Genomic DNA, 12842 nt, shown 5'->3' with positions numbered 1-12842 from the left:
CTAATTGCGTTCAGTATAGCTTCTCATGTGATGGATTGTTAGATGGGATATTGTATCTGTAAAAAATTAAGACCAAATGCAGTCGGTTTGTGTTATTTATTGGGGATAAAAAAATAATAGGAAATCAATCGTGCTTAGACTATATCGTAAGCCAAATAAGGGGTTAATAGGAGTAGATATTAGTTCTACTACTGTAAAGATTTTAGAGCTCTCTGTTAAGAACGGTCGTTACTGGGTTGAAAGTTATGGATTAAGTCCACTGCTGGATGGGAGTGTTGTTGAGAAAAACATTCTTAATCCTGAAGCAGTTGCTGATGCGTTGGAAAGAGCAGTCAATATTGGCAATCCTCAATCGCAAAATGTCGCGGTTGCTGTACCTACATCTATGGTGATTCACAAAATCATCGAAATGGATGCAGATATGTCAGATGAGGAAAGAGAAGTTCAGATTCGAATGGATGCTGAACAATATATCCCTTTCCCACTGGATGAAGTCAGTCTAGATTTTGAAGTGTTAAAAGATAAGCTGGCAAATCCAAATCGAGTCAATGTGTTACTTGTTGCAACACGTGCAGAGAATATCGATTCTCGTGTTGAAGTTTTAGAAATCGGGGGCTTATCACCTAAAATCGCAGATGTAGAAAGTTATGCAATTGAGCGTGCTTTTGATGTCTTTTCCGATACCTTGCCAATTGGTGTAAATCTTGTGGGTATCCTAGATATTGGTCATACCATGACCACTTTGTCTGTGATGCAAAATGGCAAGATCATTTATACCCGAGAGCAAGTTTTTGGTGGCAAGCAGCTGACTCAAGATGTACAGAACCGTTATGGTTTGTCTTATGACGAAGCTGGTCGTGCCAAAAAAGATCGGACTTTACCTGATGATTTTGAAACAGAAGTCTTGATGCCGTTTTTAGAAGCAGTTGTACAACAAGCTGCTCGTTCATTACAGTTCTTCTTTTCATCTTCTCAGTTTAACGAGATCGACCATATTCTATTGGCGGGTGGTAATGCCAATATTCCTGGTTTGGCAAAATTATTACAACAAAAACTCGGTTATCGCGTCACGATTGCAAATCCTTTCTTACAAATGGGGTTTTCACCACAAATTGACTTAAAAAAAATAGAAAATGATGCACCTTCTTTAATGGTTGCATGTGGTTTGGCTTTGAGGAGTTTTGATTAATGGCAAAGATTAACTTACTCCCTTGGCGTGATGAGCTAAGAGAACAGAAGAAGAAGCAATTCGTTGCGATATGTGTTGGGGTTGCACTGATTGGTTTAGTGACAGTGTTATTGGCGTGGTTCTATTTCGATCATAAGTTAGAAGATCAGGAGCAAGCCAATCAATTGGTGACCAGTACCAATCAAAATTTAGATACCCAATTAAAAACTTTAGATGGTTTACAAGAACGTCGTAATGCCATTATTGAACGTATGAAACTGATCCAAGGCTTACAAGGTCAGCGTCCTGTGATTGTTCGCCTCGTTGATGAGTTGGTTCGAATTGTCCCTGCACAAATGTACATCACAAAATTTAGTCGTGTGGGTGATAAATTTACCATTGAGGGCAAAGCTGAAAGTCCAAATACAGTTGCTGAATTGTTGCGTGGATTAGAGGCGTCTGAATGGTATCGAAATGCATTTATGAATTCATTCTTAGCTGCAGATGAAAATAAAAATAAAGTGCAGACTTCGGTGATCCCTCGTGTAGAAGAATCATATGGAAGTTTTGTTGTGACTGTAGATATCGGTGAAATAGCAGCGACTACAGATGGGGATACAACGAAAGCTGGACAAGTTCCAGCTGCTGGGGGTGCAAAATGAGTCGTGAAGATTTTGAGCAATTAGAATCATCTGTAAATGATGCTCCAAAAAAGAACAAGATGACTGTTGAGAAGTTTTTTCAACAGTTCAATACCTTGGATATGAATAACTATGGCAGTTGGCCTTTATCCGTTAAAGTCACCTGTTGGGTATTCTTGTTTTTTTTGGTGTGTGCAATTGGCTATTTTTTAGCAATTAGACCTAAATTAGATGCAATTGATCAAGCACGTACAGTTGAACAAAATTTATTAACTGAGTTTAAAGAAAAAGACTCTAAATTAAGAAACTTGCAGCAATATCAAGCACAATTGCAACAAATGGAAGCAAATTTTAATCAGCAATTAGAGCAACTTCCTAAAGAAACTGAAATTCCGAGTCTAGTTGAAGACATTAACGTGACAGGGGTAAGTTCTGGTTTGAAATTTAAAAATATCAAATTAGAACCAGAAGTGAAGCAGGAGTTCTTTATTGAGCAGCCGATCTCGATTGATGCAACAGGGGATTATCATTCATTTGGCAGTTTTGTCAGTAGTTTGGCTGCTTTACCACGTATTGTCACTTTGCATGATTTCACAATTACAGGAACACCTAGTCAAGATAATAAGTCTGATGTGCCAGTGATTGACTATACAATTAAAGCAAAAACCTATCGTTATATTGGTGCTGATGAGCAAAAGATTAATAAATCTGCGAATGCTGTAGCACAGAAGACAACGACACCTCAGCAAGGAGGGAAGCCACAATGAACCAGCTCAGTAAAATAGTTTGTGGAATCTCTTTTGCAATGCTGTTGGTGGGGTGCGATTCTCGTATTGATGCCGTTAACCAAGAAATGGCAAATATTAGAAATCAGCAACCATTGCCGATTGAACCTGCACCAGTATTTAATCCTGTACCAAGCTTTAATTATTCAGCTCAACAATTACGCAGCCCATTTTTGCCAAGCTCATTGGCAAATGAATTGAAAATCATGTCAGGCAAGCGTGTCTACCCGAATTTTTCAAGACAACCACAGCCGCTTGAAAGCTATCCTTTAGAATCGTTAACACTGAAAGGAAGTATGAAAGGAGCTGTTGGGCAAACAGTGGGGTTGATTCAAACACCTGATGGTGAGATTGAGCGGGTACAACTTGGCAACTACATGGGTATGAATCAAGGGCGAATTATTGAAATTACGCCGACCCGTATTGATTTATTGGAAATTGTTCCAGATGGTCGAGACGGTTATATAGAAAGACCACGGAGTCTAGTCCTAATCGGTCCAATAGATTAAAACGGAATAAAGGAATAAAAATGAAAAAGAGTTTGAAAAATATCTTTAACGGGGATGGTAAGTTTATGAATAGTCAACTTCGTCAATTTACTATGGCGGCAGTGTCAATTGCGATTATGCAGGTTGCAGCAGCGCAAACAACCATGACCAATATTGTACCGATGAAAATATCGGGGCAAGGTACAGAAATTCGTGTGATGTTTAATGGCTTACCGCCACAGCCTCAAGCCTATCAATTGGATAATCCATCGCGACTGATTTTAGACTTTGATCAGGCGAAGCAAACGATCAATCAATCATCCATTGCTGTGGCGAGTGAAGAAGCGTCGACTGTAGATATTGCGGCCGATGATCAACGTTCACGCTTAACAGTAAATTTAAAAAATAGTGGTTCTTTTACAACGCGTGTTGAAGGGAATACCTTTATTTTAAAGATTAACAATGCCAATCAAGCTGCTGCTTTACCGACTTATGCAGCATCTGCATCTACACAGAATAAGCAAAATCAAGGCATCGCAGATATCGGTTTTCAGCGTGGCAATGCGGGTGAGGGGCAGGTTATTGTAAATCTGTCTGGTGCAAATACACCTGTAGATGTGCAACAACAGGGCAGTAAAGTTGTTATTCGAACCTTAGGGAATAAAATTCCAGCACATTTAATTCGTCGTTTAAATGTTAATGATTTTGCGACCCCAGTTTCTTCTGTGGATGCTTATAATGATGGTTCCAATGGCGTAATCACCATTCAATCTTCGGGGAGCTATGAATATATGGCTTTCCAAGCGGAAAATAAATTGACCGTGAGTTTAAAGCGCCCTGTAGAAAATAAAGTAAATCGTCCCAATGTGAGTCAATCTTATACCGGTAAGAAAATCTCACTGGATTTTCAAGATATTGAAGTACGCCGTGTACTACAGCTGCTTGCTGATTTTACCAGTATTAATATGGTGGCTGCGGATTCAGTTCAAGGTAATATAACTTTACGTTTAAAAGATGTACCTTGGGATCAGGCCTTAGATATTATTTTAAAAACCAAAAATTTAGATAAGCGCCGTAATGGGAGTGTGATTTGGATTGCGCCTGTCACCGAGCTGATTAAAGCAGAAGAAGATGAAGCCAAAGCAATTGCACAAAGTGTAAAATTAGCACCAATTCAAACTGAATATATTCAGCTTAATTATGCAAAAGTTGCAGAAGTTCTTAAATTGTTACAGGACTCTAGAAACCCTAAAGGTGCGCAGGCGAATAATACCAATAATACAGATTCTTTAGCTTTAGAAAGTCTACTGAGCTTAAGAGGAAGTGCGGTTGCAGATACAAGAACAAATACATTAATTATTAATGATACTGCAAATAATATTGATAAAATCCGTAAAATGATTGATCTATTGGATATTTCGGTAAAACAAGTCATGGTTGAAGCACGTATTGTTCGTGCTACGACAGATTTTACCAAAGAAATGGGGGTAAAGTGGGGCATTTTATCTCAAGGGATTACCAAGAATAATGATTTGCTGGTTGGTGGAAGTGATCAAACACTTTGGGATTTAAAAAACCCAGATAGTAATGGCAAATATACCATTACTCGCCCTGATAATTTAAATGTCGATCTTGGTGTGACGACTGCGGGTGCAAGTAAGATTGCATTTGGTTTAATTAGTATGTCTGATTTTATGTTAGACCTAGAATTATCTGCATTACAAGCCGATGGTTATGGGGAAGTGATTTCAACACCAAAAGTAATGACTGCAGATAAACAAAAAGCCAAAGTTGCTTCGGGTCAACAAATTCCATATCAGTCAACGCAAACGGCAGGAGGCAGTGCCGTTGCAACAACTGAATTTAAAGATGCTTTGCTCAGTTTGGATGTTACACCAAGCATTACTCCAGAAGGGAAAGTACAAATGCAGCTAAATGTCACAAGTGACTCAGCTGGCCAAATAGTGAATGGAAATGTGGCGATTAACAAGAATGAAATCAATACCAATGTCTTAGTCGATGATGGAGAAACCGTGGTATTAGGTGGCATTTTTGAACAAGAAACTAAAAACAGTCAGACCAAAGTTCCATTTTTAGGTGATATTCCTTATTTAGGACGATTATTTAGAAAGGATGTAAAGTCTGATAATAAACGAGAGTTACTAATCTTTGTGACACCAAGAATTGTTAATGACAGTCGTACCAGAAATCATTAATATACTTTCAATGAAAGCAATTCGATAGGTGACTCCTTGCCAAGCAAAGAGTTGGAAACCCTACCAAATATTTATTTGGTAGGGCCCATGGGAGCAGGAAAAACAACAGTTGGTCGGCATCTAGCGGAACTGTTAAGTCGTGAGTTTTTAGACAGCGATCATGAAATAGAAAGAAAAACTGGGGCATCTATTCCTTGGATTTTTGAAAAAGAAGGCGAACAAGGTTTCCGTACAAGAGAAACAATCGTGATTGATGAGCTCACATCAAAAAAAAATTTAGTGGTTGCAACAGGTGGTGGTGCTGTTACTCAAGCCATGAATCGAGAATATCTCAAGCATAGAGGTATTGTGATTTATTTATATACCCCTGTAGAAATCCAATTATTACGTACACATCGAGATAAAAATCGTCCTTTATTACAAGTCGAGAATCCTGAGCAAAAGTTAAAGGATCTACTTAAAGCACGAGATCCACTTTATAGAGATGTTGCACATTATATTATTGAAACCAATCAGGGTGCTGCGCGAGATTTAGCGCTGAGAATATTGCAACTGATCGTTTCAAAAGAAATTATTTAGTCAGTAAATTATCATTCATTGTTATTTGGCAGAATCATGCAAACTTTACATGTTGAACTGGGTGAACGTCGTTATCCAATCTTTATTGGTAGTCATTTGAATCCTCAAGAATTGCTTGAACCTTATATTCAAGGGCATCAAGTGATGATTGTTACAAATACCACAGTTCAGCCTTTGTATTTGTCGCACTATGTTGAGGCGATTCAACAGTTGGGTAAGCAGGTTACAACATGTGTTTTGCCTGATGGTGAGAAATATAAAGATATCCAGCACCTCAATCTGATTTTTGATGCTTTGCTTCAAGCTGGCTTTAATCGTGATTGTACGGTTTTGGCTTTAGGTGGTGGGGTGATTGGTGATATGGCAGGTTTTGCCTCCGCCTGTTTCCAACGAGGCGTGTATTTTATCCAAGTTCCGACCACATTATTGTCTCAAGTGGATTCGAGTGTTGGTGGGAAAACTGGAATTAATCACCCTTTAGGCAAAAATATGATTGGTGCATTTCAGCAACCTCAAGTGGTTTTGGCTGATATGGCACAGCTCCAAACCTTGCCTGAACGTGAACTTTCAGCAGGTTTGGCTGAGGTGATTAAATATGCATTACTGGGTGATGTCGACTTTTTAACATGGTTAGAAGAGCATATGGATGGGCTGATTGCCCAAAATCCAGAATTATTGGCTGAAGCTGTTTATCGTTCTTGTGCGCATAAAGCAAGAATTGTGGCCAATGATGAGAAAGAGCAAGGTGAACGTGCTTTATTGAATTTAGGCCATACTTTTGGTCATGCCATTGAGTCGTATCTCGGTTATGGGGTGTGGTTGCATGGGGAAGCAATTGCAACGGGTATGGTGATGGCTGCTGATTTGTCTCAGCGTATGGGATGGATTTCATCCGATGATCTGGAACGTACAAAAAAAATCATACAACGTGCCCAATTACCTGTAGCATGTCCTAAAATTCCGCTCGATGAATTTTTGGCATATATGTCACATGATAAAAAAGTATTAAATGGTCAACTTCGTTTAATATTGATAAAACAACTCGGCCAAGCCATCATTACTAAAGATTTTGATGTTGAGTTGATGAAACAAGCGATTCTCGCGAATCAGATATAGAAAAGGTTAGTTCCAAATGGCAGCAATTCGTACAAATTGGCAAAATATTCGACAATATATTTGGTTGGTTGGTGGATTAATCTGTCTTTTGGTGGCACTGATTTTTTGGGCAGTGACCGACACCAAAGATCTGGTCACTGTAGTCAATCCGATTGAAGAGTCCCAAGTTCAAATTCAACCTGAAAAAGTTGCCGCAACATCGCATTTAGGCGCTTTGATGGATGAAGTACGTCCACTTGAAATGACCACACGTATTGTGACTGCGGGTAGCCATGATGCAGAATTTCGTGGTACAAAATTTTTTCAAGAAAATAAGAAAGCTTGGACCATAGAGCTATTTAAGACCTCAGATGAAGATGTCATCTTGGGCTTTTTACAGAAACAAGCGGATCGTAAAAATTTTATTTACTTCCGTTTAAGTGGTGAAGATCAAGCTGAGCAATATGTTTTAGCCTATGGTTTATTTAAAAGTGATGATCAGGCCAAGAGCCAGTTACAACAATTAAATCTAAAATTGCCTGCATCTATTCATCCTCAAGCGATCCAGTTTGAAAAATATAGTGCTTTAATTAATGATCTGGGCTCAGATGAAATGGCAAGTGCAAATAAACTCTATCAAGTAAAATTAAAATCTGCACCTTTACCTGTAGTTGATGAAACGCTATTGGCTCAAGCAAAATCGGCCTTGTCTTCTTTAACAGGTTCAGCTCCTGCAAATCAGACCACCAAAACCACAATTACCCGTCGTGATGCATCTGGCAATGTGGTAGATGTACAAAAGTCACAATCTCGTGCACAGCCTTCAAGCAACAATAAAGAAACCGGTGCTACTGCTGATAAAAAGCCAGCTGAGCATGAAGTCAGTGATCCATTTAATTAAAATTAGCTCTAAAATGAAGCAGAATTAATTATTTAATTTTATATTTGCACAAAAATGGTGCTATAAATGCCTTTATAAGACGCTTAGAATTTTAAAGAATATCTTTATTTCACTATCTTTTAGTGATTTGGTGAACAAAAATAAAATTTGGCATATTTTTTGCTTTATTGTTGCGCTAATTGAGTTGATTGTCCCTGTTTTGGAGCGAAATGATTCAGTTGGTGTGCGATTTAAGTCTGATTGAGTGCTTTATTTCAGTGCGGAAGTTGTAAAACAATCTTGCAATTAAAGTAAAAACAGACTGGTATTCGATTCTGACTCAGTGGTTTACTTGAGCTAAGAAAATACTTAAAAATCGTAATTGAGTGTTCGAATGTTTTTCGCCCTTTCATGGGCCTATGTAGAAAGAAGGGTACGCTATGCACATGCCATCGCCTAACACTGTAGCTCCCGCTCAAGGTTTATACCAACCGGATGAGTTTAAAGATAACTGTGGTTTCGGCTTGATTGCCCATATGCAGGGTGATGCGAGTCATGATTTAGTCAAGACCGCGATTCATAGTCTAAGCTGTATGACGCACCGTGGTGGTATTGCCGCAGATGGTAAGACCGGTGATGGTTGTGGCTTGCTCTTGGCTATGCCTAAAGCATTCTTCCGTGAAGAAGCAAAAAAGATCAGTGACATTACACTGAGTGAAATTTTTGCGGTCGGGACGATATTTTTAAATTTAGATCCAGCACTTGCGGCCCATGCAAAGCAAATTCTAACCCATGAAATTGAAGAAGAAGGCTGTCGTGTGATTGGTTGGCGTGTTGTTCCAACCAATAATGATGCCTTGGGTTCAATCGCAATGCAGTCTTTACCTGCATTTGAACAAATTTTTGTCAATTGTCCAATGGGTGTGACTGAGGTTGAATTTAACCGTAAGTTACTTATGGCACGTCGTCGTGCAGAACAACAATTAACAGCTGATCCCTATTTTTATGTGACCACACTGTGCTCTACAGTGATCACCTATAAAGGCTTAATGATGCCTGCATATATTGCAGAATTCTATACAGATCTTGCTGATGAACGTTTGGACTCACACATTGTTGTGTTCCATCAACGTTTCTCGACCAATACTTTACCCCGTTGGCCATTGGCACAGCCGTTCCGTTATTTGGCCCATAATGGTGAAATTAACACCATTACTGCAAACCGTAACTGGGCAGTGGCACGTACCCCAAAATTTGAAAATCCATTATTGCCAGGCATTACTGAACTGAGTCCAATTGTAAACCGTACAGGCTCAGACTCATCAAGTATGGACAATATGCTTGAGCTGCTTGTGGGTGGCGGGATGGATTTATTCCGTGCATTACGCATGCTTGTTCCACCAGCGTGGCAAAACGTTGAAACATTAGATGCGGATTTACGCGCGTTTTATGAATTCAACTCTAAGCATATGGAGGCTTGGGATGGTCCTGCGGGTCTGGTGATCCAAGATGGTCGTCATGCGATTTGTATGCTAGACCGTAATGGCTTGCGTCCTGCACGTTGGGTGATCACTAAGAATGGTTATATCACTTTGGCATCAGAAATTGGTGTCTGGGGTTATGAACCTGAAGATGTGATCTCTAAAGGTCGTGTAGGTCCTGGTCAAATCCTGGTGATTGATACCTTGACTGGAAAATTGCTCGATACCAAAGATGTGAGCAATCATCTGAAAAAAATGCGCCCTTACCGTGAATGGTTACGTGAAAACTCAGTTCGCTTGCAAGGTAGCCCAGAGCTTGAAGAATATTTGTGTGATCAAGGCTTAAAAGGTGATGACCTTAAAGCGGCTCAAAAAATGTTTATGGTGACATTTGAAGAGCGTGATCAACTGCTTCGTCCAATCGCTGAAAGTGGACAGGAAGCTGTCGGTTCAATGGGTGACGATACACCAATGGCGGTATTGTCTCGCCAAGTGCGTCATGTGACAGATTATTTCCGTCAGCAATTTGCGCAAGTGACCAATCCACCGATTGACCCATTACGTGAATCAATTGTCATGTCATTGGAAACCTGCTTTGGTCGTGAGCAAAATGTATTTGAACAAGGTCCAGAGCATGCAGATCGTTTAATTGTATCGAGCCCTGTACTGTCAAACTCTAAAATGCACCAGATTCGTACCCTTGGTCGTAAAGGTTACGAAATTGCAGATATTGATTTGAATTATCCTGTAGCTGAAGGTCTTGAAGCTGCGATTTCACGTATTTGTGAAGAAGCTGCACAGGCGATTCGTGATGGTAAAACCTTATTGGTCATTTCAGATCGTAAAATCCGTGAAGGCTTTTTACCTGCAAATGCAGCAATGGTGACGGGTGCAATACATCACTTCTTGATTAATGCTGGTTTACGTACCGATGCAAACATCATTGTTGAAACTGCACTTGCACGTGATGCACATCAATTTGCCGTGATCTTAGGTTTTGGTGCAACTGCGATTTACCCTTATTTGGCTTATGATGTGATCAATGATTTGATTGCAAAAGGTGAATTATTGGGTGATCCAATTCACGCACAAGCGAATTTCCGCAAAGGTATTGATAAAGGTTTACTCAAAGTCCTCTCAAAAATGGGGATTTCAACAGTCGCATCTTATCGTGGTGGACAGTTATTTGAAGCAGTCGGCTTATCTGAAGAAGTTGTCAGTAAGTGCTTTACAGGTGTGCCAAGCCGTATTAAAGGTGCAACATTCATTGACCTTGAAAATGACTTAAAAAAACTAGCAGATATTGCTTGGAAAGCACGTAAGCCAATTGAACAAGGTGGTTTGCTCAAGTTTGTCTTTGATAAGGAATACCACGCATTTAACCCTGATGTGATCAATGCGTTGCATAAATCAGTGCGTTCAGGCAATTATGCCGACTTTAAAGAATACGCAGAGTTGGTGAACACACGTCCTATTGCGACGATTCGTGACTTATTAAAACTCAAAACTGATCATTCTATTCCATTAGAAGCAGTTGAATCAGTTGAAGAAATTCTGCCGCGTTTTGACTCTGCTGGTATGTCTTTAGGTGCATTGTCACCAGAGGCACATGAAGCTATTGCGATCGCAATGAATACGATCGGTGGTCGTTCGAACTCGGGTGAGGGCGGTGAAGATCCTGCACGTTATGGCACCATTCGTAACTCTAAAATTAAGCAAATTGCTTCAGGTCGTTTTGGTGTAACACCTGCATATTTAACATCTGCTGAAGTGTTACAGATCAAAGTAGCACAAGGTGCAAAACCAGGTGAAGGCGGTCAGTTACCGGGCGGTAAAGTGAATGGCTTAATTGCGCGTTTACGATACTCGGTTCCAGGGGTGACTTTGATTTCACCACCACCACACCATGATATTTATTCTATTGAAGATTTATCGCAGCTGATCTTTGACTTAAAGCAAGTCAATCCACAAGCCATGGTGTCTGTGAAACTAGTATCAGAGCCTGGGGTTGGAACAATTGCAGCGGGTGTTGCAAAAGCCTATGCAGATTTCATTACCATTTCTGGATATGACGGCGGTACAGCGGCTTCACCTTTATCCTCTATTCATCATGCAGGTTCGCCATGGGAATTGGGGCTTTCAGAAGCGCATCAAGCACTTCGTGTCAATGACCTGCGTGGTAAAGTACGTGTACAAACTGATGGTGGCTTAAAAACAGGTCTAGATGTGGTTAAAGCTGCGATTTTAGGTGCGGAGAGCTTTGGTTTTGGTTCTACCCCAATGATCGCGCTTGGATGTAAATACTTGCGTATTTGTCACTTAAATAACTGTGCAACAGGTGTGGCAACTCAGCAAGATCATTTACGTCAAGAGCATTATATTGGCGAGCCAGAAATGCTGATTAATTTCTTCCACTTTATTGCGGAAGAAACACGTGAATGGTTGGCTGCTTTAGGTGTTGCATCATTGAAAGATTTGATCGGTCGTACTGATCTACTTGAGATGTTGCCCGGTGAAACGGATAAACATGCACATTTAGATTTAAGTGCATTGTTAGAATCACATCCATCTGCGGAAGGCAAAGCGCAATATTGCCAAGTACAAGGCAATGAACCATTTGATAAAGGTATTCTTGCTGAGAAAATGGTGGCAGAAATGTTACCTGCGATTGAAGCAAGTACCGGTGGTGAGTTCCATTTTACTGTGGGCAACTGTGACCGTTCAATTGGTGCGCGTCTTTCAGGTGAAATTGCCAAACGTTATGGCAATCTCAGCATGGAAGCACATCCTGTTAAAGTGAATTTAAAAGGAACTGCGGGTCAGTCATTGGGTGTTTGGAATGCGGGTGGTTTGCATATCAGCCTTGAAGGTGATGCAAATGACTATGTGGGTAAAGGTATGGCAGGTGGTCGAGTATCGATCTTCCCACCAAAAGGTTCACCATTCCAAACTCAAGAAACGGCAATTATCGGCAATACCTGTTTATACGGTGCGACAGGCGGTAAATTATTTGCTGCGGGTACAGCGGGCGAGCGTTTTGCTGTGCGTAACTCTGGCGCGTTTGCGGTCATTGAAGGTGCAGGCGACCATTGCTGTGAATATATGACAGGCGGTATCGTGACTGTACTGGGTAAAGTTGGACACAACTTTGGTGCAGGTATGACCGGTGGTTTTGCTTATGTACTTGACTTAGATAACGACTTTGTTGATTACTACAACCACGAATTGATTGAATTAAACCGTATTTCTACAGAAGCGATGGAAGAACATCAAGAATTCTTACTTCGTATCTTAGATGAACACATTGCTGAAACAGGTAGTGCTTGGGCGTACAAGATTCGCAACGAGTTTGATTTCTATAGCCGTAAATTCTGGCTGGTGAAACCAAAAGCGGCTAATTTACAAACGCTTTTGAAAACAACTCAAGCAGATCCACAATAATTCCACTACTCAAATTTTAGGTAGGTGTGGATAACTTCGCAGATATACACAAGCGAATGAAGTTATCC

At 40.2% G+C, this 12842-nt stretch carries 9 protein-coding genes; all 9 read left to right on the top strand.

What is annotated here, in order from left to right; genetic code table 11:
• The first annotated feature begins 130 nt into the window (after positions 1 to 130).
• The 9 genes from MTO68_RS21440 (at position 131) to gltB (ending at position 12774) form a co-directional block, all read left to right on the top strand.
• Positions 131 to 1189 (top strand): pilus assembly protein PilM, encoded by a 1059-nt coding sequence (locus MTO68_RS21440; protein ID WP_244014288.1) that lies wholly within the window; start codon positions 131 to 133, stop codon positions 1187 to 1189.
• Complete coding sequence (locus MTO68_RS21435; protein ID WP_004816663.1) at positions 1189 to 1830, top strand: PilN domain-containing protein; 642 nt, start codon at positions 1189 to 1191, stop codon at positions 1828 to 1830. Before MTO68_RS21440 ends, MTO68_RS21435 begins: the two co-directional genes overlap by 1 nt.
• The gene (pilO, locus tag MTO68_RS21430; protein ID WP_004816666.1) at positions 1827 to 2576 is read left to right on the top strand and encodes a type 4a pilus biogenesis protein PilO; all 750 of its coding nucleotides are present in this window, start codon (positions 1827 to 1829) and stop codon (positions 2574 to 2576) included. The genes MTO68_RS21435 and pilO overlap by 4 nt, the downstream gene beginning before the upstream one ends.
• A complete protein-coding gene (locus tag MTO68_RS21425; protein ID WP_096735283.1) occupies positions 2573 to 3103 on the top strand; it encodes a pilus assembly protein PilP in 531 nt (176 codons plus the stop codon). The genes pilO and MTO68_RS21425 overlap by 4 nt, the downstream gene beginning before the upstream one ends.
• A gap of 20 nt (positions 3104 to 3123) precedes the next feature.
• Positions 3124 to 5298 (top strand): type IV pilus secretin PilQ family protein, encoded by a 2175-nt coding sequence (locus MTO68_RS21420; RefSeq protein ID WP_244014286.1) that lies wholly within the window; start codon positions 3124 to 3126, stop codon positions 5296 to 5298.
• A gap of 36 nt (positions 5299 to 5334) precedes the next feature.
• Positions 5335 to 5877: a shikimate kinase AroK gene (gene aroK, locus MTO68_RS21415; RefSeq protein WP_004725433.1), complete on the top strand. Its 543-nt coding sequence runs from the start codon at positions 5335 to 5337 to the stop codon at positions 5875 to 5877.
• A 36-nt stretch (positions 5878 to 5913) separates the two neighbouring features.
• A complete protein-coding gene (gene aroB, locus MTO68_RS21410) occupies positions 5914 to 6993 on the top strand; it encodes a 3-dehydroquinate synthase (RefSeq protein WP_244014284.1) in 1080 nt (359 codons plus the stop codon).
• Between the two features lie 16 nt (positions 6994 to 7009).
• The gene (locus MTO68_RS21405) at positions 7010 to 7873 is read left to right on the top strand and encodes a hypothetical protein (protein ID WP_004816673.1); all 864 of its coding nucleotides are present in this window, start codon (positions 7010 to 7012) and stop codon (positions 7871 to 7873) included.
• 425 nt (positions 7874 to 8298) lie between these two features.
• Positions 8299 to 12774 (top strand): glutamate synthase large subunit, encoded by a 4476-nt coding sequence (gltB, locus tag MTO68_RS21400; RefSeq protein ID WP_239044765.1) that lies wholly within the window; start codon positions 8299 to 8301, stop codon positions 12772 to 12774.
• Positions 12775 to 12842: the final 68 nt, after the last annotated feature.

This window comes from Acinetobacter sp. NyZ410, from assembly GCF_022828975.1.
Lineage (GTDB): Bacteria > Pseudomonadota > Gammaproteobacteria > Pseudomonadales > Moraxellaceae > Acinetobacter > Acinetobacter guillouiae.
Note: the sequence above shows the minus strand (reverse complement) of the source record. Positions and strands in the feature narration are given on the sequence as shown.